At 50.5% G+C, this 24,706-nt stretch carries 26 protein-coding genes; 10 read left to right on the top strand and 16 right to left on the bottom strand.

The window, feature by feature from the left end; translation table 11 throughout:
* The first annotated feature begins 14 nt into the window (after positions 1-14).
* Positions 15-1,418 (top strand): class II fumarate hydratase, encoded by a 1,404-nt coding sequence (gene fumC, locus OGV71_RS18120; protein ID WP_071685531.1) that lies wholly within the window; start codon positions 15-17, stop codon positions 1,416-1,418.
* Here fumC and tus read toward each other — a convergent pair.
* The 3 genes from tus to OGV71_RS18105 all read right to left on the bottom strand — a co-directional run bounded on the left by tus (position 1,415) and on the right by OGV71_RS18105 (position 4,466).
* The gene (gene tus, locus OGV71_RS18115) at positions 1,415-2,344 is read right to left on the bottom strand and encodes a DNA replication terminus site-binding protein (RefSeq protein WP_204583575.1); all 930 of its coding nucleotides are present in this window, start codon (positions 2,342-2,344) and stop codon (positions 1,415-1,417) included. The genes fumC and tus overlap by 4 nt on opposite strands.
* Positions 2,345-2,417: 73 nt before the next feature.
* A complete protein-coding gene (gene rstB, locus OGV71_RS18110) occupies positions 2,418-3,719 on the bottom strand; it encodes a two-component system sensor histidine kinase RstB (RefSeq protein WP_003028962.1) in 1,302 nt (433 codons plus the stop codon).
* A gap of 228 nt (positions 3,720-3,947) precedes the next feature.
* Positions 3,948-4,466 carry a membrane protein gene (locus OGV71_RS18105; RefSeq protein WP_003028960.1) on the bottom strand — a complete coding sequence of 173 codons (519 nt, stop codon included), beginning with the start codon at positions 4,464-4,466 and terminating at the stop codon, positions 3,948-3,950.
* Positions 4,467-4,700: 234 nt separating this feature from the next.
* Between OGV71_RS18105 and OGV71_RS18100 the strand changes: the two genes are divergently transcribed.
* Positions 4,701-5,045, top strand: a complete 345-nt coding sequence (locus tag OGV71_RS18100; RefSeq protein ID WP_003028959.1) for a DUF1294 domain-containing protein — start codon at positions 4,701-4,703, stop codon at positions 5,043-5,045.
* A 26-nt stretch (positions 5,046-5,071) separates the two neighbouring features.
* On the opposite strand, the gene OGV71_RS18095 is transcribed toward OGV71_RS18100, so the two are convergent.
* Positions 5,072-5,863, bottom strand: coding sequence for an MBL fold metallo-hydrolase (locus tag OGV71_RS18095; RefSeq protein WP_003028958.1), 792 nt, complete (start codon positions 5,861-5,863; stop codon positions 5,072-5,074).
* Between the two features lie 190 nt (positions 5,864-6,053).
* Between OGV71_RS18095 and OGV71_RS18090 the strand changes: the two genes are divergently transcribed.
* Together OGV71_RS18090 and OGV71_RS18085 are read left to right on the top strand one after the other, a co-directional pair.
* Positions 6,054-6,896: an aminoglycoside phosphotransferase family protein gene (locus OGV71_RS18090; RefSeq protein WP_204583573.1), complete on the top strand. Its 843-nt coding sequence runs from the start codon at positions 6,054-6,056 to the stop codon at positions 6,894-6,896.
* A 115-nt stretch (positions 6,897-7,011) separates the two neighbouring features.
* On the top strand, positions 7,012-8,040 hold the full coding sequence (locus tag OGV71_RS18085) for a HoxN/HupN/NixA family nickel/cobalt transporter (RefSeq protein ID WP_003843565.1): 1,029 nt from the start codon (positions 7,012-7,014) through the stop codon (positions 8,038-8,040).
* 52 nt (positions 8,041-8,092) lie between these two features.
* Here the strand turns inward: OGV71_RS18085 and OGV71_RS18080 are convergent, their stop codons facing one another.
* Positions 8,093-9,433, bottom strand: coding sequence for an L-cystine transporter (locus OGV71_RS18080; protein WP_071667562.1), 1,341 nt, complete (start codon positions 9,431-9,433; stop codon positions 8,093-8,095).
* A gap of 246 nt (positions 9,434-9,679) precedes the next feature.
* Positions 9,680-10,414, bottom strand: a complete 735-nt coding sequence (rstA, locus tag OGV71_RS18075; RefSeq protein ID WP_003028952.1) for a two-component system response regulator RstA — start codon at positions 10,412-10,414, stop codon at positions 9,680-9,682.
* A gap of 127 nt (positions 10,415-10,541) precedes the next feature.
* Between rstA and OGV71_RS18070 the strand changes: the two genes are divergently transcribed.
* A complete protein-coding gene (locus tag OGV71_RS18070) occupies positions 10,542-10,877 on the top strand; it encodes a GlpM family protein (protein WP_003028950.1) in 336 nt (111 codons plus the stop codon).
* On the opposite strand, the gene folM is transcribed toward OGV71_RS18070, so the two are convergent.
* The 3 genes from folM to ydgH all read right to left on the bottom strand — a co-directional run bounded on the left by folM (position 10,874) and on the right by ydgH (position 14,205).
* Positions 10,874-11,596 carry a dihydromonapterin reductase gene (folM, locus tag OGV71_RS18065; protein WP_086551183.1) on the bottom strand — a complete coding sequence of 241 codons (723 nt, stop codon included), beginning with the start codon at positions 11,594-11,596 and terminating at the stop codon, positions 10,874-10,876. The two genes, OGV71_RS18070 and folM, sit on opposite strands and share 4 nt — an antisense overlap.
* Positions 11,597-11,632: 36 nt before the next feature.
* The gene (locus OGV71_RS18060) at positions 11,633-13,015 is read right to left on the bottom strand and encodes an amino acid permease (RefSeq protein WP_003843569.1); all 1,383 of its coding nucleotides are present in this window, start codon (positions 13,013-13,015) and stop codon (positions 11,633-11,635) included.
* A 245-nt stretch (positions 13,016-13,260) separates the two neighbouring features.
* Entirely contained in the window at positions 13,261-14,205 is a 945-nt protein-coding gene (gene ydgH, locus OGV71_RS18055) for a DUF1471 family protein YdgH (RefSeq protein WP_003028946.1), read from the bottom strand.
* Positions 14,206-14,730: 525 nt separating this feature from the next.
* On the opposite strand from ydgH, the gene pntA reads away from it, so the two are divergent.
* Entirely contained in the window at positions 14,731-16,260 is a 1,530-nt protein-coding gene (pntA, locus tag OGV71_RS18050) for a Re/Si-specific NAD(P)(+) transhydrogenase subunit alpha (protein ID WP_003028945.1), read from the top strand.
* Between the two features lie 10 nt (positions 16,261-16,270).
* On the top strand, positions 16,271-17,659 hold the full coding sequence (gene pntB, locus OGV71_RS18045) for a Re/Si-specific NAD(P)(+) transhydrogenase subunit beta (RefSeq protein ID WP_032935797.1): 1,389 nt from the start codon (positions 16,271-16,273) through the stop codon (positions 17,657-17,659).
* Between the two features lie 46 nt (positions 17,660-17,705).
* On the opposite strand, the gene OGV71_RS18040 is transcribed toward pntB, so the two are convergent.
* Positions 17,706-18,740: an AI-2E family transporter gene (locus OGV71_RS18040; RefSeq protein WP_046670647.1), complete on the bottom strand. Its 1,035-nt coding sequence runs from the start codon at positions 18,738-18,740 to the stop codon at positions 17,706-17,708.
* Between the two features lie 138 nt (positions 18,741-18,878).
* On the opposite strand from OGV71_RS18040, the gene OGV71_RS25625 reads away from it, so the two are divergent.
* From OGV71_RS25625 to mdtI, 3 genes are all read left to right on the top strand, one after another.
* On the top strand, positions 18,879-19,049 hold the full coding sequence (locus tag OGV71_RS25625; RefSeq protein WP_085951052.1) for a protein YdgV: 171 nt from the start codon (positions 18,879-18,881) through the stop codon (positions 19,047-19,049).
* A 107-nt stretch (positions 19,050-19,156) separates the two neighbouring features.
* Positions 19,157-19,522, top strand: coding sequence for a multidrug/spermidine efflux SMR transporter subunit MdtJ (gene mdtJ / locus OGV71_RS18035; protein ID WP_161799268.1), 366 nt, complete (start codon positions 19,157-19,159; stop codon positions 19,520-19,522).
* Positions 19,509-19,838 (top strand): multidrug/spermidine efflux SMR transporter subunit MdtI, encoded by a 330-nt coding sequence (mdtI, locus tag OGV71_RS18030; RefSeq protein WP_003028939.1) that lies wholly within the window; start codon positions 19,509-19,511, stop codon positions 19,836-19,838. The genes mdtJ and mdtI overlap by 14 nt, the downstream gene beginning before the upstream one ends.
* Positions 19,839-19,872: 34 nt before the next feature.
* Here mdtI and OGV71_RS18025 read toward each other — a convergent pair whose 3' ends face one another.
* From OGV71_RS18025 to msrP, 6 genes are all read right to left on the bottom strand, one after another.
* On the bottom strand, positions 19,873-20,694 hold the full coding sequence (locus OGV71_RS18025; RefSeq protein ID WP_003028938.1) for a trypsin-like serine peptidase: 822 nt from the start codon (positions 20,692-20,694) through the stop codon (positions 19,873-19,875).
* A gap of 100 nt (positions 20,695-20,794) precedes the next feature.
* Positions 20,795-20,878 carry a small membrane protein YdgU gene (gene ydgU, locus OGV71_RS25620; RefSeq protein ID WP_085954017.1) on the bottom strand — a complete coding sequence of 28 codons (84 nt, stop codon included), beginning with the start codon at positions 20,876-20,878 and terminating at the stop codon, positions 20,795-20,797.
* An 86-nt stretch (positions 20,879-20,964) separates the two neighbouring features.
* Positions 20,965-21,360 (bottom strand): acid resistance repetitive basic protein Asr, encoded by a 396-nt coding sequence (gene asr, locus OGV71_RS18020; protein WP_003028934.1) that lies wholly within the window; start codon positions 21,358-21,360, stop codon positions 20,965-20,967.
* 137 nt (positions 21,361-21,497) lie between these two features.
* Positions 21,498-22,985 (bottom strand): carboxypeptidase M32, encoded by a 1,488-nt coding sequence (locus OGV71_RS18015; RefSeq protein ID WP_286533788.1) that lies wholly within the window; start codon positions 22,983-22,985, stop codon positions 21,498-21,500.
* 47 nt (positions 22,986-23,032) lie between these two features.
* Complete coding sequence (msrQ, locus tag OGV71_RS18010; protein WP_204583567.1) at positions 23,033-23,659, bottom strand: protein-methionine-sulfoxide reductase heme-binding subunit MsrQ; 627 nt, start codon at positions 23,657-23,659, stop codon at positions 23,033-23,035.
* The gene (gene msrP / locus OGV71_RS18005) at positions 23,659-24,663 is read right to left on the bottom strand and encodes a protein-methionine-sulfoxide reductase catalytic subunit MsrP (RefSeq protein ID WP_204583565.1); all 1,005 of its coding nucleotides are present in this window, start codon (positions 24,661-24,663) and stop codon (positions 23,659-23,661) included. The genes msrQ and msrP overlap by 1 nt, the downstream gene beginning before the upstream one ends.
* Positions 24,664-24,706: the final 43 nt, after the last annotated feature.

The raw sequence follows: 24,706 nt of genomic DNA, 5'->3' as shown, positions 1-24,706 counted from the left end.
GTAAGGAGCAGGTAATGGTAACGGTACGCCGCGAGAATGATTCAATGGGGGCGATTGATGTTCCTGCCGATAAGCTTTGGGGCGCGCAAACCCAACGTTCACTGGAACATTTTCGTATCTCTACGGAGAAAATGCCGGTCTCGTTGATCCATGCGCTGGCGCTGACGAAACGCGCCGCAGCAAAGGTTAATCAGGATCTTGGGCTGCTGGTGGAGGATAAAGCCAGGGCTATTATGCAGGCTGCAGATGAGGTGTTGGCAGATAAACACCGCGATGAGTTCCCGCTGGCCATCTGGCAAACTGGGTCCGGCACGCAAAGCAATATGAACATGAACGAGGTGTTGGCAAACCGGGCCAGCGAGTTGCTGGGCGGCGTGCGGGGGATGGAGCGAAAAGTACACCCCAACGATGATGTCAATAAAAGCCAAAGCTCGAACGATGTCTTCCCGACCGCAATGCACGTTGCCGCACTGCTGGCGCTGCGTAAATCACTGATCCCTCAATTAAATGTGTTGACCAAAACGCTCAGTGATAAGTCCCACGCTTTCGCCGATATCGTTAAAATTGGTCGTACACATCTGCAAGATGCAACTCCACTTACGCTTGGCCAGGAGATTTCCGGCTGGGTAGCAATGCTAGAACATAACCTCAGACACATTGAAAACAGCTTACCGCACGTGGCGGAGCTGGCGTTGGGGGGAACCGCGGTAGGTACCGGACTGAACACTCATCCCGAATACGCCCGCCGGGTTGCGGATGAACTGCGGGTCATCACCTGTGCGCCGTTCGTTACCGCACCGAATAAATTTGAAGCGCTCGCCACCTGCGATGCCCTGGTTCATGCTCACGGCGCGCTAAAAGGACTGGCAGCGTCACTGATGAAAATCGCCAACGATGTACGCTGGCTGGCATCCGGTCCACGGTGTGGTATTGGCGAAATTTCAATTCCGGAAAATGAACCGGGCAGCTCGATCATGCCGGGCAAGGTCAATCCAACCCAGTGTGAAGCGCTGACTATGCTTTGCTGCCAGGTGATGGGCAACGATGTCGCCATCAACATGGGCGGGGCGTCAGGTAACTTTGAGCTCAACGTTTACCGACCGATGGTCATCCACAACTTCCTGCAGTCGGTACGCCTGCTGGCGGACGGTATGGAAAGCTTCAATGAACATTGCGCGACGGGGATTGAGCCTAATCGTGAACGAATCGATCAACTGCTCAACGAGTCGCTAATGCTGGTGACCGCGCTCAATACCCATATCGGTTACGATAAAGCGGCTGAAATTGCCAAAAAAGCCCATAAAGAAGGGCTGACCTTAAAAGCCTCCGCTCTGGCGCTGGGATATCTAACCGAAGCGGAGTTCGACAGCTGGGTACGCCCGGAGCTGATGGTTGGCAGCATGCGGCCAGGCAGTTAATCCGCAACGTACAGGTGCAGCCGGGGAATAATCAATCTCAACGGCTGCGCCTGAGGTTTAAAACGATGCTGAACGTTTTCGGCATCGTAATTCAGTAACTCGCCGATATCCGGTACGGTCATACCGTTGTCGTTATTAAGCAAAGCAATCAGTGGCGTCGGGCAGGCATATTGCACCTGTTTTTGCTCTCCTTTGTACCAGACGCGGGCAATAGGCTGCACTTTTACCGGCCTTTTAATCTTCAGGCGGGCCTGCTGCGGTAAGGTGGCGATATCCTGATATTCGCGTTCAAGCTTCGCCTGCCATTCTTCACGTGTCCAGGGATGTACGCTGCGCGGTGACGTCAGGCTTTTTTCCAGTTGCTGCAGTACTTCATCGCGTTTCAGGTTTTTTATGATGTGCTTATTAGCCCAGCCAAATCGTAGGGTGGCAGGATCGCGGACTACGGTTAGCGTGCGATAGGCATTCAGAGTAATCAGCCCTGGCAGATGACGATGCACCCATTCGAAACGTGCTGCCGGCGCCAGCCCTGATTCCACTGTAACAATGCGCTCGAAGGTGGTTTTCAACTGGTTTATACGCTGGATTTGTTCTTCCAGAGTACATTGCGCCGCGTTATCAACCTGATAGCACAATACACCCGGTAGGCGGACGGCCGCTTTGCTGCTGCGGTTTTCGGACTGCTGCTGAATAAACAGGTGACGGTAATGGAGCAGTGCCAGCGCTTCAGCCTCTTTGCCTAAATGCTGCTTAACATTAATGCTCTGCAGAGGGGCATGCTCTGCCTCTTTAGCCACTTCCGGTAACGAGAATACGCGCGCAATCAGCAGCGTCTGCTGCAACAGGTTTTCGTTCAAAAGTGCCAGTTCTTGTTCCATCTGGCGAAAGGTGCCGTTCAGGCGGTCAACAAGATCGTAACGGGCCATAGGTTTACCATTTTAGTTACAACATACTTTTTTATAGCACAACCTCCACCGCCTGACCACCGAGCAGAAAAGGTCAGGCAGCTGAGATTTCGGGAATGTTATGCCAGACGGGCCAACGGAAAGTAAACCGGGCGCCGCCAAGTTCACTTTCATCACAGACGACCGTCCCCCCCATAGCCAAAGCAATTGAGTGGACGATGGCTAACCCAAGCCCACAACCCCCGGTTGCCCGGTCACGGCTGGGGTCAAGGCGTACAAACGGTTCAAAAACCTGTTCGCGAGCGTCTGGTGCAATACCGGGACCGTCGTCTTCCACTACCAGCGTGGCTTGATTGCCGTTCAGCAGCAGACTGGCTTGCACTGTAGACTGGCAATAGCGCAGGGCATTGTTCAGCAAATTATCCAGGACCCGCTCCATCAGGCGCATATCCAACGCGCCGTAGTCGCCAGTTTCGAGATGACGTAAGTGCACCGTACGGCCAGGATTCACGCTTTGCACATCCTCCAGATGGGTTGTCAACCAAACAGGCAGGTCAGGTACGCTGAGCTTCAGTTCATTTTGCGGGCGATCCAGGCGGGCGTAGGTCAGTAACTCTTCGATCAACGCTTCCAGTTGGCCGATATCACGATTAAGCGCCTGAGATTCCTGCCCGGTGAGGTTATCACTCATTTCCAGCCGGTAACGTAAACGTACCAGCGGAGTACGAAGCTCATGGGCAATACCATCGATGAGCTGTTTTTTACTGGCGATCAGCGCATTGATATTGTCGGCCATTTGGTTAAACGCTACGCCCAGGCGTTCAAAGCTGGAACCGTTGTCAAAATGAAGGCGTTCACTCAGATGTCCTTCACCAAAACGTTGTGCGGCGGATTCGAGTCTTAGCATTTCTTGCCAGTGTGGACGCATCCAGATCAGTACCGGGAAGGCCAGTGAGATAGCAATAAACGCCATCAGCGCGATGTCCAGCAGGCGCATTTGATGAAGAAAATAGAGGTAAGGAACCGGGCCGACTGCCAGCACATAATGGCTGCGAGGAATGCGTTGAATAAAGGTGTATTGATCGTCAAGAGCCACAATATCGCCTTCGCGCAAACGCTGCATGGTTGGGGCATCCAGTGTGTACTTATTCAGCGGTTCAACACGCAGGTCAAATGAGAGGTTTAAGTCCATCTCCTTCAGCGTCTTACCCCAATCGCGTGGCGGGATTTCGCGTAGTTCACTGCGCATCAGGTACAACGAGCTTTTCATCAAATCGTCGAGCGATTGTCTGCCTGCGCGTTCTGCGGTGAATTTGTATACCAGGCCGACCAACAGGGTCATCACCAAAAAGCAGACAAACAGCAGGAGGTAAAACTGCACAAACAGTTTCTTCATAAAAATCACCGAACGCTCAATAAGTTAGCGAGTTCTCGTGTCCCTCAGGGGAAAAGGGGCACAGCAGTATCCGCCGATGCGTGGGAGCAGAAAGGTTATCTGATCACCATCTGGCGTGTTTATCCAGGCAGAGTACACTGTATAACTCTTTTCTGCATTCTTATGGCCCCTACGGGGGCGAAATGACCTTTCGCTTGATAACGCATTGCTTTGTACGCGGTAAGTTAATCAAAATCGGGATGGTGTTGTTCTGGCGTATGTTACGACCGCACCTAAAAGGTTACTTCGTTTCTCAACATAGATTGTGTTGTTATATTCGTAGTTACCTTCGGGATAGCAAATTCTGATGTTAGTCCCGAGATCCGGATCGTCAACATCAGCCCCCGAACAGCTTTTAGAACTTCCTGTAGAGTAGGTGTATGGAGCGGTATAGGACGAGGGGACACCTGGAATGAACCAGGTTATCGCCATAATTGTGATCACTGAAAACAGCACCATGGCAATGCTGATGCTACCAAATAATTTCAGATAAGTTTGGAAAGGACTTTTTTTCATTATCCCATTACCTACCAGAAATAGGGTGATTAAAAATGACACTGCCAGAGAAATAAGCATGAGGTATTTTGATGTGAGCGGGTAGAGAAAAGTCGCTCTGTATATCGTTACCTTCCACCAGTAAAAAAGAAAAATTGCGCCGAGAGATAATACGGTGACAAAAAACAAATATGGATATGAGTATTTTCTCATCCCTACGACTCCAGAACAATTTCTCCATTTGGATTTAATAAATTACCATTTGTTCTGAATAATGAAAATGATTCTCTTGTTTGAATTGTTAGGTACGCCGCAGACCAGAGAATTTCCGCTATTTCTGAGGATATAGGCATAAAAATAAAAGGGGTATTCTCACCCATGGCAGGGATGACTGACCTTGCGTATAATGGGTGACGAAACTTCCTGAAAAGTGCTGTGACTGAAAATATGAATCTCAATCGCTGTTGTTATTCGCTACTCATTTTTGCAGCGATCGGCTGCATTTTCACCGCTCACCCTCTTGTCATATGGTTTCTACTCGCCAACATACTGACGTTGCTGTTATACGGCGTGGACAAAATGGCGGCACGCAAGGACTGGCGTAGAGTGCCGGAATCCACATTGCTGGTGTTTGGCGTTGTGGGCGGATGGGGTGGCGCGATAGCGGGTCAACAAATCTTTCGCCATAAAACACAAAAGCAGCCTTTCAAAACCTACTTCATTATCAGTGTGATAGTGAGTATTTCTGTGATGGGCGTGGTTTATCAGTTCTATCCATTTTTACCTTCCTGAGTCTGGTTGGTGAATAAACTGCCGGTTTATCTGAGGCAGGAAATATACTTTTCACCTGAACGCCGCACAATTTCATCGGCATTTTGCGTAATATCTTTTCCTGCAAATGCGCCGTAAAGTTGCTTAAATTTCACTGTACTCAGTCTCTGGGTAATGTTGCTGACCGTTGCAGCTGGCAACGGTAGCATATTAGGGTAGCTCCACATAAAGGAGACGGCATGCGCACCTGGCGTAACCTGGACGATGTCGCCGGAAAGCACCACGCCTTCGTCACGCGCCCAGTGCAGGACGCAGCCTCCAGCAAAGTGTCCTCCGAGACGTATCACCGTGACGTCACGGGTTAACTCAATGGTGTCGCCATCCCAGAATCTAATCCACGGGCTGTCGCGCATTACCCACCTTCTGTCGCTGGCATGAAGGTAAATAGGCGCGTTAAATTCTGCAGCCCAGTCCTGCATGGTGGTGTAGTAATGAGGATGCGATATCGCGATAGCCTTAAGCCCGCCAAGGGACGTTATTAGCGTTTTTGTGGCATCGTCGAGCGAGGCAATGCAGTCCCATAAAATATTGCCTTCAGAGGTACGCAGAATAAACGCGCGCTGATCAATTGCAAAATCAGGAACGGTGCGGATGCTGAGGAGAGTACTGTCGTGTTGCTTCCATTTATTTGTATGCGATGCACACAGGGCGGTAAAATCGACCCATTCCTGTCCGCTCGCAGGGACATACTGGCGTTCATCCTGGCAGATATCGCACTGTTCCGGATGGGCACCAGTTACCTCATAGGATGTTCCACAGGTTTTGCATAACGTGATCATCGTGTCCTCCTTATTTACCGAACACAGTCAGCATGGCACACAGATACACAAAGATGTGCCTGTTAGTGCTCAACCCGTTAAGTCAGTGATGACGGCTATGGGAGGTTGTAGCTCAACCAAAAGAAAACAGGAATAATGCCGACACGGATCCATTTGGTTACCATCTTCCAGAGAAAAATGAGGATATTGTTTGGAAAATCGCCTGTTCAACACCTGGCTCAACCGTTGGGGACTCACTCCAGATGGTGAACCGGTTGAAACACACACATCACAGCTTTTGCCTGTAGTGGTCATCAGGGACGGTCAGAAAGCCATACTTAAAATCACCGACGATGACAGTGAACGGATCGGCTGTGAAGTCATGGTCTGGTGGAACGGAAATGGCGCAGCGAAAGTACTTGCTCATGCAGCAGGGGCGATTCTGCTGGAACGTGCGACAGGGACAGGGTCTTTAGCGGACATGTCCTGGACTGGTAACGATGCGCAGGCTTGTCGCATTATTTGCCATGCTGCCAGTAGACTCCATTTCTCCCGGAATGCGTCTACGCCAGCGTTAACACCTCTACACCATTGGTTTAGCGATCTGGCTCCTGCCGCGAAAAAGCATGGCGGTATCCTGACGCGTTGTGCAGTGGTGGCAAATGTACTGCTATCTTCACCCCATGATGAAGTCGTATTACACGGTGACCTACACCACGGCAATATTCTTGATTTCGGAACGAGAGGATGGCTGGCTATCGATCCCAAAGGGCTGCTAGGCGAGCGTGGCTTTGATTACGCCAATATTTTTACTAACCCTGATCTTGCCGAACCCACCAGACCTGTTGCCATTGAGCCGGAAACATTCACACAACGAGTCAACATTGTGTCTGAAATCGCAAGAATTGAACGGCAACGTTTGCTGATGTGGATTGTTGCCTGGTGTGGGTTGTCGTCCGTCTGGTTTCTGCAAGAGGGGGACAGCGCAACGGTACCTCTGGGTATTGCGGAGCTAGCGATGGCGGAACTTGCTTCAGGTGATAATCAACTTTGATCTACGACACTGGGTTAGTAATTCTTAAGAGTTATCATTAGCCTGATAAACGTTATATTAATTAATCAGTGAGTGGTGGTGTGTTGTTTAGCTCAAATTTAATTGGCGGGAAACAATGAACGCATTGTTTTCATTATTTAAAAAACGCCCGAATATTCTTTTGTTGATGGTCTTACTCATCGGGGCAAACATCGTGGCATGGCTGTGGGCTTTCACCGCGTTTAGCAACAACACGTCATTGCTTGCACTGAGTCTGATTGCATGGTGCTACGGTTTGCGCCATGCTGTCGATGCCGATCATATCGCCGCGATAGACAGCGCTACACGTAAACTCATGCAGCAGAAAAAACGCGCCCTGACGACGGGAGCCTGGTTTTCTTTGGGGCACTCCACCATTGTGGTACTGGCAAGCATTGGCATTGCACTGACCACCAGCGTGTTTAAGCAACATATGGCATGGTTTCAGAATGTCGGAGGTCTGATAGGAACTACGGTTTCTGCCGTGTTTTTGCTGATTCTGGCTACCATTAATCTCATTATTTTCTGCCAGGTCTGGAAGGCATTCCGCCATCTTAAACGCACCGGTACTTACGATGGCACCACGGAAGACATTACAGTTTCAGGTCCTCTGAACTGGCTTTTCCGCTCAGCGTTTCGGTTGGTAGGCAAAGACTGGCATATGTATTTTGTCGGTTTTCTTTTTGGTCTGGGTTTTGATACCGCCACTGAAATTTCTTTGCTGGGAATTTCTGCTTCAAGCGCGTCCAGTGGCATGTCGGTTTGGTCAATTCTCGTGTTCCCGGCGCTGTTTACCTGCGGTATGGCGTTAATTGATTGTCTCGACAGTATTCTGATGGTTGAGGCCTACGGATGGGCGTTCAATAAGCCGCAACGCAAGCTCTATTACAATATGACCATTACCGGGACTTCCGTGATTGTAGCGCTATTTATTGGCGGACTGGAGGCGCTGGGGCTTCTCTCTGACGCGTTTTCGCTTCAGGGTGGTTTGTGGGATACCGTCAGCAATTTAAGTGACCATATGGGGAATGTCGGTTTTGTGATTATTGGCGTCTTTATCGGCTGCTGGATTATCTCTGCCGTAAATTACCGTTGGAAAAAATACGACGGGCTGACGTTTAGTTGACACAAAAGAAAGCCTTCCAGCAACAGGAAGGCTTTGATCTTTTTAGGACTGACTAATTCGCGTTCACGGGTTGTGGTTTTTCAGCACTCTTTTTCAGGAGCCTGTTAGCCAGCACGCCAGACATCATCGAACCGTTCACGTTTAATGCCGTTCTGGCCATATCGACGACAGGCTCGATAGCAATGAAAATCCCCACCAGCGCGACCGGGAAGTTCAGTGTTGAAAGGACGATCAGCGCAGCAAATGTTCCGCCACCGCCTACACCCGCCACCCCAATAGAACCCAGCGCAATCGCAGGTAGCATGGCGAGCAAAAAATGTACTGATAGCGGATCAATCCCAATTGTTGGAGCAATCATCGCCACCATAATAGCCGGATAGATCCCGGCACAGCCATTTTGACCCATGCTGGAGCCGAATGAAGCCGCAATATTGGCAATGGTGTTTTGCACGCCAAATTTTTCTTGTGCGGAAATAGCCAGTGGAATAGATGCTGCACTGCTGCGTGAAACAAATGCAAAGGTTAAAACTGGCCAGACAGTTTTAAAATAGTGAACGGGATTATTACCGCTCAGAACCAGTATCAGTGCGTGGACGATAAACATCATCAGAATCGCAAGGTAACAGGCAGCAATAAAGCCTAACAGACTGGCAAATTGTTCAAATCGATACGCGGAAAATACGCCTGCCATTAATGCCATCACACCATAAGGGGTGAGAGCAATAACGATACGCACCATTTTCATCACCCAAATCTGGATAGCGTTAATGCCAGCACTTAATTTTTCACCTTCTTGCGGGGCGTCCTGTTTGACCTTTAATAATGCCACGCCGGCAAGTAGGGTGAAAATAACAATGCCAATGACGGAAACGCTTCTGGCCCCTGTTAGATCGAGGAAGATATTCGTTGGGATCAGAGATGTCACCAGTTTAGGCAGTGAAATGGCGGCTGTTTTATTTACATCGTCTGGCGTCAGCGTGGACTGCATATGAACAAACGCACTGGCGTCCAGGCCTAATACATGCGCAGTCAACAGCCCAATAAAACCGGCAATCATTACCAGACAGAGCATGCATCCGACGATGGTTAACGACATTTTCCCAATGCCAGCGCTGTTTTCGAGCTTATTAATGGCTGAGAGAATAGAGATGAAAATCAGCGGTACCGCAACCAGCTTCAGTAAATTCACATAGCCGTTGCCGATAACATTGTACCAGTCGATAACTGTTTTTCTTTCGTCAGCAGCAATGAGATGCAGGGATAAACCGATAACGGCACCCGTAAAAATAGCGATGAAGACGCTTTTTGAAAGAGAGTGACTTTTTTGGTTGATTCTGAAAATTGCCCATGAACAAACCAAAAAGAACGCGATATACGCGAGCGAAACGAACATATTGTAGCCTCTTGCCTCATTCAGCACCTGAAATGCCGGAAAGAGTTTTGTTAGTGCGAAAAAAAATGATGAACCATACGGGTTCAGGACCGCGACGGATTATAGGGAGGGGGGAGGGTAACAGCCACACAAAAAGTGTGGAACGGCGTCGGATGGCGTTTGTATGCTTGTTCTGTAGACGATTTTAAGTGACAGTGTAACGTATTGTGAATAATCCAACCGATCAATGAGATCGGCCCGATGGCATTACTTCTGTGGCTCGTCGTCCCAGGCGTGAGGTGCAAAGAGATAACCTTTGTTGCGCACTGTTTTGATTCGATAAGGTTCAGTCGCGTTATCGAGCAGTTTTTTGCGTAACCGGGAAATCGCGACATCTACGCTGCGATCCATGCCGTCATAGCTTACGCCGCGCAGGTTCTTCAGCAACGCATCGCGGTCCATAATCTGCCCGGCATGGGTTGCCAACTCCCACAGTAATTCAAAATCAGCGGTGGAAAGAGAAACTTGCTCGCCGCCGAGCAGCACGGAGCGGTTGGTTGGGTCGATAGTGAGTGTGCCGAAGCGCAGCGTTGTGTGCGGTGTGATGGTCGCCGATTGAATGCCTTTAGACTGGGCAGAGTGTTCATTCTGACGCAGGTGCAGACGCAGGCGAGCCAGCAGCACCGCTGGCGGCGTGGTTTTCAGAATATAGTCACAGGCGCCCATTTCCAGTGCCAGGATATGGTTCATGTCGCTGTCCAGCGAGGTGAGCAGGACAATCGGGCCTTGCCAGCGTCCGCGTAAATCTCGGCAGATAGTCATCCCGTCTTTGCCCGGCAGCATGATATCTAATAACACCAGATCGGGTTGAACGTGCAGGATTTTCTCCTCGGCCAAATCACCACGAGGTTCAAGGATAACCTCAATATCATGCCGGGCCAAATAGGCTGCAATCAGTGAGCCAACTTCGGGATCATCTTCAACAAATACGATGGTGTTCATATCATTAATTTTTGAATATAAAACGCCAACATACACCGCCCTGGTTTTTCCTTCCATTAATCTTTTCTAAACAAGAACGCTTCCGTTATGCTAGGGGCTGATGTTATTGATGTGTTAAGGCAGAGTGATGGGACTCGTTATAAAAGCGGCGCTCGGTGCGCTGGTGGTGGTGTTGATTGGCTTGCTGGCGAAAACAAAGAATTACTACATTGCCGGATTAATTCCGTTATTCCCGACGTTTGCGTTGATTGCCCACTATATCGTGGCCAGTGAACGCGGGATCGAGGCGTTACGTACAACCATCATATTCAGCATGTGGTCGATTATTCCCTATTTTGTCTACCTCGTTTCACTGTGGTATTTCACCGGATTTATGCGCTTACCCGTTGCGCTCGGCGGATCAGTGGTGTGCTGGGGCCTGAGCGCGTGGTTGCTGATCTTTTGTTGGATCAAACTGCACTAACGCAGATGACGCCCACCATCAAGGGCAAAACTACGTCCGGTGACAAAACAGCTGGTTAACAGATAGTCAATTAAATCAATGACCTCTTTTTCACCTGGCGCGGTTTTCATCAGTGATTTGTTCAGTGCCTGCTGGCGATACTCTGCATCATCACCCTCGTTAAACAGGATAAGTGAAGGGGCAATCGCGTTCACTTTCACTTCCGGTGCCAGTTTGCGCGCGAACGAGCGGGTCATATTATCCAGCGCCGCTTTGCTGGCAGCATAAGCAATGTGCTTGTCGCTGCCGCGTTCCACAACATAATCAGTAAAATGGATTATATCGCTGGCCGCGTGTCCATGACCGCGTAGTAATCTTTCCAGTGCGTGGTTGAGCAGGTAGGGCGTATTGACATGAATCTGCATCATGGCTGACAGCACATCGGTCAGCGGTGTACCAGGCTTTTCTGCAAGCCAGGCACTGGCATTATGCACAATAGCGCGCAAGCCATCCGTCTGAGCTTTGACCTCATCAGCAAAGGCCAGCACGCCTTTATCCGTGGAAAAGTCAGCAGGGATACAAATCGCGCCCGCTTCTCGCAGGCCGTCAATAGCAGGATAGTGCGTACGGTAGCTGACGATAACTGGCTGTTTTTGGTTCAGAAAGTGCCATGCGACGGCGAGGCCGATACGACGACCACCTCCGGTGATAAGAATTGGCAAAGGGTTTTTTTTACCCATCGTAATCTCCATATGTCGCGAACGATGGGTATAACGTTACCCCATCAGCATCCAGGTAGCCGGCACAGCAGCAACAAGCAGCAGGCCGATCAGCGCCATCTCCTGGCGTTTTAATACGTTTTCATGCGCGTGCGTTTTACGGGCATAAAGAAAAACCAGCAGTCCTGGCGCATACAGCACTACGGACAGCAGCAGGTGCATCGGACCTGACGCATACAATAACCATATGCCATAAATACTCGCCCCGATACCGACAGCCTTATGAATCGGACGGGTAGCAATTTTTAACAGAAATGCGCCGACCAGCAAATAGGGCACCAGAATCATCTCTGAGGCGATAGTCAATAACGTATTGTAGTCGGAACCAGTAAGCCAGATCAGCACCAGGCAGAGCTGTACGCAGATGTTGGTCAGCCATAGCGACGCCGATGGCGCGCCTTGCGCGTTCTGTCGCGCAAAAATGCGCGGAAACGCTTTGTGCGTGGAGGCGAGGAACGGCACTTCCGCCGCCATAATCGTCCAGCTTAGATAGGCACCACACACGGAAACAATCAGACCTGCGGCAATAATAATTTCGCCCCATGGTCCCATCATTTTAACCATCAGACCGGCCATTGATGGGTTACGGATCTCCGCCAGTTCGGGACGTGCGACAACGCCCAGAGACAACAGGGTGACCAGCAGGTAAACGCCCAGTGCGGCAAGTACCGCCAGCAGCGTGGCGCGTCCGACATCGCGTTTGTTTCTGGCACGGGCAGAAACCACCACCGCGCCTTCCACACCGATGAATACCCACAAGGTGATGAGCATGGTGTTTTTGACCTGCTCCCAGACGGGAACGCCCAATGCTACGCCGGTAAAATCGAGAGTAAAGGTGTCGAGCTTAAACAGCATGAACGCCAGCACGATAAACAGACCCAGCGGCAGTAATTTCGCCAGCGTCGCGACCAGGTTAATACTGGCTGCCGTTTGTACACCGCGCAGCACAAGGAAGTGTACGATCCACAGCAGCATCGATGCGCCCACAATCGACTGCCAGGTATTACCGTCGCCAAACAGACGTAACTCAGGCGTGTCGGTAAAGAAGCTGAGTGCAGAGAAGACAATGACCAGATACGAAACGTTAGCGATAACGGCACACAGCCAGTATCCCCACGCGGAGCAGAAGCCAATCAGCTCGCCAAAACCTTCACGCGCATAGGTAAAAATACCGCCATCCAGTTCAGGACGGATACGCGTCAGGATCAGCATGGCAAAGGCGAGCAAAAGAATACCCGCACCGGTAATCGCCCAACCAATCAGTAATGCCGCCGGGCTGGCTACTGCCGCCATGTTTTGTGGCAGGCTGAAAACGCCAGCGCCGAGCATTGAGCTTAAAACCAGCGCGGTCAGTGCGCTCAGACCCAATTTCTTTTCCATTTGTATCCAGTTACAAAAACGAGAGTGAGAGAATAATTATTTTGGCAAACCGCATAAAAATGGTGAAAGCCACTAAGGCGCGGGATTTTACGGAGAGAAGAGAACGCATGCAATGGGGATAGAGAGATTTGTGACTAATAGTGTGAAAAGTCGTCTTAATACTGCTGTTTTTGTTTTGTCTGGGAGCAGAACTGCGCGAAATTATCAGGTCTACAAGGACTGTAGACCTGATAATACATTGGGTATTACTTATACAGATCGGCGCTGATCGTCACGTTGTTACCACGTTCTGACCACTGGCGGGTGATGTGATAATACTTCGCGCCTTTTTTCGCAGCGCGTTTTGCTACCTGATAAGAAACTTCCGTCATGTTGCCGTAGTTACCGGTGAACTTGATGCTGTCGAACGGTACCATCATGGCGGCGGTCGCTTTGTTCAGTTCTTCAACTTTGGTTCCATCCGGTAGCGTGACAGTGTAACGTCCGCCTTTGGTGGATTGCGTTTCGAAGAAGCGACCGACTTCAGCACTCGGAGAAGCGGTAGTCGCAACGCCTGGGATCTCAACTTTCTTCGCGGCTTCGCCACCTGCTGCTAATGCGGCGCGTCCGGCATCAGAATCTGCTGGGATTGCATCAGGGCTTTGCACGACGCGTTTTTTCGCATCAGCTTTGTAGATGAATGCGGTAATACGCTGGTTGCCGCCCTGGTTGGCATCGACCTGGCGCACGATATAGAAGGAATATGCACCTTTCTCTCTCGCAGCTTTGGTGATTGCATCGTTTACTTCAGGCTGGCTACGGTAGAAACCCTGTACCGTAACGGTATCGTAAGGTTCAATCAGAACGGCCTGATCTTTAGGCAATTCCATAACGCCGTTAATGATACGGTTTTTTGACGCTTCCGCTTTTTCAGCGTCAGCTTTATAGACGTCGGCAACAACGCGCCAGTTACCGCCGCTGCCAAAATCTGAAGTATCAACAACATAAAAGGAGGCTGCACCGTCTTTATCTGCACGGCGTGATACGGCAGCAACTGCATCACCGATAGCATTAAAACGACCGGTGACCACAATGCGGTCATAGGGTTTCAGGGCAGCCGCTTGCTCCGGCGTCAATTCTGTCGCTGCATTGACAGAAAAAGCAGTCGCAGAAATAAGTGCGGACGCCAGGAGAGTGTTCTTAAGCTTCATAAAAATAATCCTTCGCCTTGCGCAAACCAGGTACTGGTATTGTTATTGACTAGAAACGTCGCTGATTATTGCATTTAAATTGCGTCAGTGTCTGCGTCATTTTTCACTCATCGTGCCACCTGGCTTAACAACATCGATAACATTTAGTGATATGCCGAAAAATTCGGCGTTTGGTGACCAAAACTGATAAAGCAGTTGAATTTCATAAGTTAATTTAATGTTAATCAATTGTTTTTGGCAGGTACGTAATCATGTTTTGCCGCTTCGCTTAAGCGAATTATCAGCCTTTGTGGGCTATTTTTAGGGCATTTTATCTGTCTGAGGTTCGATTCATCTCTATTTTGCGAATTTCATAATAAATACTGTTTTTTGGCGCTAGATCACAGGCGTCATTTTCAGTAGGTTATACAGAGTTTGTTACTGTTTTATTTTATTGAGGTAACACTGACCTCTCTCGAGAGTGCGCGCATGCCTCGTGCGAACATTGATAAACCATCATCATAATTACAGATGGAAGGGAACATTATGCGAATTGGCATACCAAGAGAACGGTTAACCAATGAAACCCGCGTTGCAGCCACGCCGAAGACGGTTGAGCAGCTGCTTAAGTTAGGTTTCAGCGTCGCGGTTGAAAGCGGTGCAGGTCAACTGGCGAGTTTTGACGATAAGGCGTTTGTACAAGCAGGCGCAGAAATTGTTGATGGAAATGCAGTCTGGCAGTCAGAGATCATCCTGAAGGTCAATGCGCCGGAGGAGGCGGAAATTCCGTTACTCAATCCGGGCACGACGCTGGTGAGCTTTCTTTGGCCCGCGCAAAACCCTGAACTGTTGCAAAAGCTTGCAGAGCGAAACGTGACAGTTATGGCGATGGACTCCGTGCCGCGTATTTCGCGCGCACAGTCGCTGGATGCTTTGAGCTCAATGGCGAACATCGCCGGGTATCGCGCTATTGTTGAAGCTGCACATGAATTCGGTCGCTTCTTCACCGGCCAGATCACCGCCGCAGGCAAGGTTCCACCTGCCAAGGTCATGGTGATTGGTGCGGGTGTGGCAGGTCTTGCGGCGATCGGTGCGGCAAACAGCCTGGGCGCTATCGTGCGTGCTTTTGATACCCGTCCGGAAGTGAAGGAACAAGTGCAGAGCATGGGCGCCGAGTTCCTTGAACTGGACTTTAAAGAAGAAGCGGGCAGCGGTGATGGTTATGCCAAAGTGATGTCCGAGGCGTTCATCAAAGCCGAAATGGAACTCTTCGCTGCGCAGGCGAAAGACGTCGACATTATCGTTACCACTGCGCTGATCCCGGGCAAACCGGCCCCGAAACTGATCACCCGTGAAATGGTCGATTCGATGAAAGCGGGCAGCGTAATTGTCGATCTTGCCGCGCAAAACGGCGGTAACTGCGAATATACCGTGCCTAATCAGGTGACAACCACCGAGAACGGGGTGAAGGTTATCGGCTATACCGACCTGCCTGGCCGTTTGCCAACGCAATCTTCCCAGCTTTACGGCACCAACCTCGTCAACCTGCTCAAACTGTTGTGCAAAGAGAAAGACGGCAATATCACCGTCGATTTTGACGATGTGGTTGTTCGCGGTGTCACGGTGGTTCGCGAGGGTGAAATCACCTGGCCTGCGCCGCCTATCCAGGTTTCTGCTCAGCCGCAGGCTGCGCCAAAAGCCGCACCTGCACCGAAAGAAGAGAAAAAACCTGTCTCTCCGTGGCGCAAATATGCACTGATGGCGCTGGTGGTGATTTTGTTTGGCTGGCTCGCCGACGTTGCGCCGAAAGAGTTCCTTGGTCACTTTACGGTGTTCGCGCTCTCCTGCGTGGTGGGTTACTACGTGGTCTGGAATGTGTCACATGCGTTGCATACTCCGTTGATGTCTGTGACTAACGCCATCTCAGGGATTATCGTGGTTGGGGCGTTATTGCAAATTGGCCAGGGTGGCTGGGTGAGTTTCCTGAGCTTTATCGCGGTGCTTATTGCCAGCATTAATATTTTCGGTGGCTTCACCGTGACTCAGCGCATGCTGAAAATGTTCCGGAAAAACTAAGGGGTAACATATGTCTGGAGGATTAGTTACAGCTGCATACATTGTTGCCGCGATCCTGTTTATTTTTAGTCTGGCGGGGCTTTCGAAACACGAAACCTCTCAGCAGGGTAACAACTACGGTATCGCCGGGATGGCGATTGCGCTGATTGCCACGATTTTTGGTCCGGATACCGGCAACGTTGCGTGGATCCTGGTGGCGATGATCATCGGCGGCGCGATTGGTATTCGTCTGGCGAAGAAAGTTGAGATGACCGAGATGCCGGAGCTGGTGGCAATTCTGCACAGCTTCGTTGGTCTGGCAGCGGTACTGGTGGGCTTCAATAGCTACCTGTATCACGATACGGGCCTGGAGCCGATTCTGGTGAACATTCACCTGACGGAAGTGTTCCTGGGTATCTTCATCGGTGCGGTAACCTTTACCGGTTCTGTGGTGGCCTTTGGCAAACTGCGCGGCAAGATCTCCTCTAAACCGCTGATGCTGCCGAATCGTCACAAAATGAATCTGGCGGCGCTGGTTGTTTCTTTCCTGCTGCTGGTGGTGTTTGTCCGTACCGAAAGCGTGGGCCTGCAGGTTCTGGCGCTGCTGGTGATGACCATAATTGCACTGGCTTTTGGCTGGCATCTGGTGGCCTCCATCGGTGGTGCGGATATGCCGGTGGTCGTTTCAATGCTCAACTCCTATTCAGGATGGGCTGCTGCGGCGGCGGGCTTTATGCTGAGCAACGATCTGCTGATCGTTACCGGTGCGCTGGTCGGTTCTTCTGGTGCGATCCTGTCTTACATTATGTGTAAGGCGATGAACCGTTCATTTTTCAGCGTTATTGCAGGTGGCTTTGGTTCTGACGGTTCTTCTACTGGATCAGATGAAGAAGTCGGTGAGCACCGTGAGATTACTGCGGAAGACACAGCAGAAATGCTGAAGAACTCGCACTCCGTGATCATCACCCCGGGCTACGGCATGGCAGTGGCTCAGGCACAGTATCCGGTCGCGGAAATCACCGAGAAACTGCGCGCACGCGGCATCAAAGTGCGCTTCGGTATTCACCCGGTAGCAGGGCGTTTGCCCGGTCATATGAACGTACTGCTGGCGGAAGCCAAAGTCCCTTATGACATCGTGCTGGAAATGGACGAGATCAACGATGATTTCGCCGATACCGATACCGTGCTGGTGATTGGTGCCAACGATACGGTAAACCCGGCGGCGCAGGATGACCCGAACAGCCCGATCGCCGGTATGCCGGTGCTTGAAGTATGGAAAGCGCAGAACGTCATCGTGTTCAAACGTTCGATGAACACGGGCTATGCTGGTGTGCAGAACCCGCTGTTCTTTAAAGAAAACACCCATATGCTGTTTGGCGATGCCAAAGCCAGCGTGGATGCGATTCTGAAAGCGTTGTAATCGTCAGTGAAAACTAAGACGGCCTCTGAGGAGGCCGTTTTGCATTTTACTCTTTGTTGAGATCGCTCAGTAACACCGCAATGCTTTGACCACCGTTGGTTTGCTCTAGCGCGATTTTCACAATGATGGTTAGCGGAACAGAAAGCAGCATCCCAACAGGGCCGAGCAGCCAGCCCCAGAAGATTAACGACAAAAAAACCACCAGCGTAGACAGTCCAAGTCCACGCCCCATGATCCGCGGCTCGAGGATATTCCCGAATACCAGGTTGATGACCAGATAGCCGGTCAGAACCACCAGCGCATCGTAAAGGCCGCTAAATACCAGCACCTGAGCAATAGGGGGAATGGCCGCCAATACCGAACCGATATTAGGGATGTAGTTCAGGGCGAAGGCCAGTAATCCCCAGACAAAGGCAAAGCGCACATCCAATGCAGCAAGCATGCCCCAGGCGACCAACCCGGTCACAATGCTGATTGCCGTTTTAAGCACCAGATAGTGAGAGACGCTGTCGATGGCGCGTTGAATCGCCGCCATACCTTCAATGGGGCGACTCATCATTTGTTTTAGTTTGTTGGGCAGTTGCGGTACTTCCAGCAGCATAAAAACTACCGTCAGTAGCAGTAAAAAGATCGATGACATAGCATTCGAAAGCTGCGCCAGCAAATTGGTCACCAGCGTCATTGCCGCGTTTGGATCGATATATTTGACGAGCTCATCCACGGAAACGCCGATCCCTGCGCGTTGTAACCATGGTTCAAGATTTTTTAGTGGAATAACCAGTGAAGAGCGATATTGCGGTAGCGTACGCGCAAGCTCATTTAAGGATGTGCCTAAATACGCTAACAGCAGTACCATTAGCATTACAATAATAACGATGAGCAATGACACCGCAAATACGCGCGGTATGCGAATCTTGACCATCCGCTGCACCACGGGGTTCAGCACAACGGCTATAAATAACGCCAGAATAAAGGGGACGATGATATCTGCGGCAAAGCGAATGCCGCTCAGAATGATAACCAGCATGCCCAGCATAATGACTATTTTTAGACCGTTAAGCGTGATGATCGGTTTCGCCATATGTATTCCTGCGTTTTTGATTTTTGAATCTGAATAATAGTGTGATTTGCGTCGAGCCGTTATAACAAAAATCAAACGGGGCAGGTAAAGAAGTGAAAAGACTTTGAGTTCGTATTGAAGCTATGATACAAATCATCTGTGTTTAACTACCGAGGACAATTATCATCCGCGATGATGAGAAGCAACACTGCGGATAATTGTAATATTATGGACAATATGTTCAGGATGTTTTTGCGTTTACCTTCACTTCTTCGTACCTCTTCCACTTTCTTGCTTGCGGGTGAGCAACACTGGCGCAACGCGCTTTAGTCCCTTCTTCTGCCTGAGCTGGCGCTGTGCGCTGAGCTAACTAATTTTATTTTTTGGTTTACTGCATGCAGTAGGCCCAAAGGACTATATTCTCAAGCAGGAGAAGCATCATGTTTTACTGGATATTATTAGGTCTGGCCATCGCGGCTGAAATTACTGGTACGCTTTCAATGAAATGGGCAAGCGTCGGCCATGGTAATTCGGGCTTTATTTTAATGCTGGTAATGATCGCCTTATCGTATATTTTTCTCAGTTTTGCCGTTAAAAAAATTGCCCTTGGTGTGGCCTATGCCCTGTGGGAAGGGATCGGTATTTTATTTATTACGCTGTTTAGCGTGCTGTTATTTGACGAAACCTTGTCCACATTGAAGGTGGCAGGACTGGCTTCACTGGTGGTCGGCATTGTGCTGATTAAATCCGGCACCCGAAAGCCTGTTAAACCGGGCAAAGAGGTGACTCATGCAACAGTTTGAATGGGTTCACGGTGCCTGGCTGGGTATGGCCATCGTGCTGGAAATCGTCGCTAACGTATTTTTGAAATTTTCCGATGGTTTTCGCCGCAAGATTTATGGCGTGCTGTCGTTAGCTGCCGTATTAGCGGCCTTTAGCGCGCTGTCGCAAGCAGTAAAAGGTATCGATCTTTCGGTGGCTTATGCCCTGTGGGGCGGATTCGGTATTGCCGCGACGTTAGCGGCAGGTTGGGTGCTGTTTGGTCAGCGTCTGAATAATAAGGGCTGGATCGGCGTGATACTGCTGCTGGCCGGAATGATAATGATAAAACTTGCCTGATATCCATGCTGCCCGTTAATGCGGGCAGCATGTGTTATTCCTGCGCTAACGCTTCCAGCTTCTCGCGAAAACCGGTCACGGATATGGCGCGATTATCTGCCCGCCAGCGATCTTTGGCTGCTGGAGCGGAGCTTTGCACACCAATCAACTGCCAGCCAGACTCTGTCTGCAACATCAATGGCGAACCGCTGTCGCCCGGGAGCGTGTCGCACTGGTGTGACAAGACGGTATTCTGCGCCCAGCCGGTCACCACACAATCCTGATGTGTGTACAGGTCGTCCAGATGATCTTCCGGATAGCCCGACTGCGTGACTTTACGATCTGCAGTTTTTAGCGCCGCGGTTAACGCGTCTTTGTCGCCATCAAACAGTGGCAGCGGTGTGATGCCAGACGGCGGATTACGCAGCACCACCAGACCAAAATCCCACGGGGCTGCGGCAGGCGGCACTATCCAGCCATCACCATCGGCTTTTAAACGTTTGGCAAGTGAGGGCGCAACCCGGCCTTCAATGTCGTGGATTTCATAGCGCCAGAGACCCTTTTTAGACACGAAGCGCAATGCGACGGCTTTGTCCGGCTTACCTTTCGGGGGGGTGAGTAAACAGTGTCCGGCCGTCAGGGCCAGATGTGGCGAAATGAGTGTGGCGGTACACAGGTTACCGCTGGCAGTTTCCAGTTGCCCGATAGCGTCCCACGGCGATTGTGTAGGGTCAGTCACCTTTATGCGATCGTCATGACCAAAAAACAGCGTTTTTATATTTTCTGCTTCGGCGCTGTCCGTTGCAGGCTGGTCCGCATGCGCAACGACAGGAAGTAAACAAAGTGAACCCAGTAATACAGCAATGGTTTTATGCATATCACGCTCTGGTGGGGAATTATGATTATTAACAGCAAACCCTCAGTTAATACTATAGACGGGACGACGTGAAAGTGGGAGTAAAATCAGATAACTACATTCAGGCAAGATAAAAACGCATGGCGATGATGGCGCAAATTATCAACGTAATAAGAATTAACTCAAAGCGGTAATGTGACACCATGTTACCCTCCGAAAGGCGGCGCTACATCAGGTCGATCTAGCGCCGTATGCTATGGCGTGGGGGACGCCATAGTGACTACAAATGCGTTATGCTGCAGGTTGAGCTGCTGGTTTAGCAGTGTCGTGTTTTACTGCTTTTTTGGTGTGTTTTTTAGCGGCCTGAGCTTTCTGCTCTGGCGCTTTTTGTTCTGCAGCTGGTTTGGTTGCAGCTTTTTTGGTGTGTTTTTTAGCAGCCTGAGCTTTCTGCTCTGGTGCTTTCTGTTCTACAGCCGGTTTTGTGGTGGATTTTTTAGCGTGTTTCTTGGCAGCCTGTGCTTTCTGCGGCGCTGCTTTGTGCTGTTTTTTATGATGCGTGGTTTTTGCCGGCGCAGCTTTAGTGGTTGCTGCAGCAGCCGGAGCGGTTGTAGCAGTTGTTTCAGCAGCAAATGCAGCAGAAGACAGACCCATAGCAGCGGCAACAACCAGAGCTAATACTTTTTTCATTCTCATACCCTCGATTTGGTTTTTCATTCAACCCCACTGCGGGGCCGTTGAAATAACTATATCGCTGTAATCACAGGGCTTCCGTGAGTCATTGGTATCGGCGTGTAACGATATGTACAATGACTCACGGTATGAGATTACAAATAGCGGGCTTCCAGGTGGGTGCGGAAATATCGGCTGCTAAGCGGCTCTCCGGTGGCCTGGGTAATAAGCTGTTCAGTGGTGAAACGGCTGCCATGCTGCCAGATGTTCTGACGTAACCAGTCAAACAGGGGACCAAACTCACCTTGCGCAATAGACTGATTCAAATCAGGTAATGCGCGGTTAGCGGCACTGAACAACTGCGCCGCATACATAGCGCCCAAGGTATAGGAAGGAAAGTAGCCAAAGCCGCCGTCGGTCCAGTGAATATCCTGCATACAACCGTTACGATAGTTTCCGATCGTTGACAGCCCCAGCCAGGCCTGCATTTTCTCATTCCACAATGCCGGGATATCATCCACTTCAATATCGCCATTAATGAGCGCACGTTCGATTTCATAACGCAGGATCACGTGAGCGGGATAGCTCACCTCGTCGGCATCAACACGGATAAACCCGGGTTTGACCTGCTGGTTCCAGGCGATGAAATTGCTTTCTTCAAATGCAGCCTGATCGCCAAAGTAGCGCGTTACAGCAGGAATTAACCGTGTCAGAAAGGCTTTACTGCGTCCCAGTTGCATCTCAAAGAACAGACTCTGGGACTCATGAATGGCGGTGGAACGTGCCAGAGCGATAGGTTGCCCTGACCAGTTACGCGGAAGATTTTGCTCATAGCGGGCGTGACCGGTTTCATGGATCACGCCAAACAGCGCGCTGAGCAATTCGTTTTCATCATAGCGGGTGGTAATGCGAACATCTTCTGGTACGCCGCCACAGAAGGGATGTGCACTGATATCCAGCCGACCAGCGGTAAAGTCGAAACCTAGCTGTGCCATTGTTTCAAGACCCAACTCTCGCTGTACAGCTGTTGGGAAGGGGCCTACCGGGGCGATGAGCGACTGTTGAGATTGCTTTGCCACTACCTTGTTTAGCAGGTCGGGTAGCCAGGTTTTAACGTCCGCGAAAAGGTCATCCAACTGCGCGCTGGTCATTCCCGGTTCAAAGATGCCCAGTAACGCGTCATACGGCGAACAGCCTTTAGCTTCTGCGCGCAGTCGGGCTTCTTCGCGGCTATACTTCACAACCTCTTTCAGGTTTTCGGAAAATCCTTCCCAGTCATTTGCCGGTCGCTGGCTACGCCAGGCATGCTCGCAGCGGCTTCCCGCAAGTGATTTTGCTTCTACCAACGATTCCGGCAACAAGGATGCCTGGTGATGCAGTCGCGACATTTCGCGCAGGTTCGCCTGTTCTACATCGTTGAGGTCTTCCTGTTGCGCTGCGGAGATCCACATTGCCACTTTCGGATCGGTTAACAGTTGGTGTTCAAGCACGCTCAGCTCGGCCAGCGCTTCGCCGCGGGCTTTGCTTCCTCCTGACGGCATCATGGTAAACATGTCCCAACTGGCGATTGCCGAGAGGTGGGAGAAGCGAGAGAGCCGCTGGAACGTGCGGGTGAGCTGATGGTAATTATCATTGTTACTCATTTTTTGTTCTCGTTCTGTTTAGGTGTGGTTAAGAAGTTTACCGTGATTCACTCACTTTTCATAAACACACCTTTATACCTGGTTTTTCGTAAAAGTTTTTTATAGCGAAAAGCCAACAGAACCACAAAACAGATGGCGTAGATAATAGGGAGCGGTGATAACACTTTTACCGACCACAGGTAATGCAGCGGTAGCAAAATGGCGGCCAGGTAGACGTAGTTGTGCAATGTTTGCCAGCGTTTGCCCATTTTACGCTGCGCGGCTTGCGTGGAGGTCAACGTCAACAGGAATAAGATAATCCAGCCGGTCATGCCCAGGGTTAGCCATGGGCGTGAAACCAGTTCACGACCCAACAATCCCAGATTTTGTATACCCAGTTCCAGCAGAGCATAGCTGGCCATATGCAGTGTGGCCCATACAAAGCACCATAAACCTAACAACCTCCGGGTACGAAATAACAAAGGCTGCTTTGCATAGCGTGCAAGCGGGGCTACCAGCAGAGTAGCAAGCAAAAACTTTAGCGCGGTAATGCCCGTAAAGTGCTGGATATCTTTTCCCGGGTCGGCACCCAACCCGCCATGCTGCGCGGCCCAAAAGAGCCATAGCAGGGGTAAAAAACCAGCGAGATGCAGCAGCACTTTCAGGCCGGTTATCTGTTTTGCGGTCAACCTCACTAAAAATACTCCCGAAGATCCATACCCCGATATAACGATGCCACCTCATCGGCATAACCATTAAAAGGTAACGTGGGCTGTCGCTGCACATCAAGAATGCCACCCGAACCGATAAACCGTTCAGTAGCCTGAGACCAACGAGGGTGGTCGACCTGCGGATTTACGTTGGCGTAAAAACCGTATTCATTCGGTGCTGACATATTCCAGGTCGTCGGCGGCTGCTCACGCGTCAGCGTAATACTGACTATCGATTTAATGCCCTTGAAGCCGTACTTCCAGGGTACGGTCAAGCGTATCGGCGCCCCATTTTGCGGCGGCAATGCTTTGCCATATACGCCTACGGTCAGCAGTGTTAGCGGATGCATGGCTTCATCCAAACGCAGACCTTCAACATAGGGATATTTTAACCCACCGCCAATGAAGCGATCTTTCTGGCCGGGCATTTCATCAGGGGCGTAGCGAGTTTCAAAGGCGACGTATTTGGCGTGACTGGTTGGCTCAACCAGCGCCAATAATTTATGCAAAGGAAATCCGATCCACGGCACAACCATCGACCATGCTTCAACGCAACGCATCCGGTAAATACGCTCTTCTAACGGAAAGCGAGTGCTCAGCGCATCATGATCCAAGGTTAAAGGTTTGTTGACCTCTCCGTTGATCGTCAATGTCCAGGGATCGGTTTTCAGACTACCGGCATTGGCGGCAGGATCTGCTTTATCCAGACCAAATTCATAGAAATTGTTGTAGCCCGTCACCTTGTCTTCTGGCGTCAGAGACAGGCTGTTTTGCCAGCGCTCGGGCTTTGTAAATTCGAGCGCTTTGCCTGCGGGTGCTGGTGGACGATCGTTGCCTTTAAACCAATCCAACAAATTAGCCCGTGTAGGGGAAGACAGCGTGGCCGCCGCCGCGCCTATCCCAAGTGCTTTGAGGATTTGTCGTCGTTGCATAAAAAAAACTGATTCGGCTGTAACATCAGCTTCCAGAAGTGGACGTTTTTTCTGCATAACTTTTCCTTTTTATTTTCATGTTAAGGAAAACAAAGCGACG

Source organism: Citrobacter sp. Cf088 (genome assembly GCF_030334295.1).
Taxonomy (GTDB): Bacteria; Pseudomonadota; Gammaproteobacteria; order Enterobacterales; family Enterobacteriaceae; genus Citrobacter; species Citrobacter freundii.
The sequence above is the reverse complement of the archived record's forward strand: the minus strand, read 5'-3'. Positions and strand labels throughout refer to the sequence as shown.